We start from the raw sequence: 286 nt of genomic DNA on the forward strand, positions 1-286 counted from the left end.
TAACTAACCTGTAACCCAAGGAAACCAATAGGACCGATGGTGCCAGCGGCAACACCGATAATGCAGCAGGCATCAATCAATGCACCAGTATGGCCTTTCAGCGCTCGCTCACCAAGAACAGGATAAAGAAGGATCCTTGGTTTTAGCGGTAAACCTTTATCATAATGTAGATGCATCACCACAATAGCCGTTAAGCTACCGACGATAGCCCACGCGAGGAAGCCCCAATGCATAAAGGATTGCGATAATGCATTAACAGCAACTTGCTGAATATCTCCTGATGCGC

General features: G+C 47.2%; 1 protein-coding gene. It reads right to left on the reverse strand.

Annotation, left to right across the window (positions count from 1 at the left end):
* A partial coding sequence (locus AAEY78_RS12615) for a BCCT family transporter (protein WP_352339676.1) occupies nucleotides 1-286 on the reverse strand: 286 nt, incomplete at both ends.

The organism is Psychrobacter sp. 16-MNA-CIBAN-0192 (genome assembly GCF_040309565.1).
Classification (GTDB): domain Bacteria; phylum Pseudomonadota; class Gammaproteobacteria; order Pseudomonadales; family Moraxellaceae; genus Psychrobacter.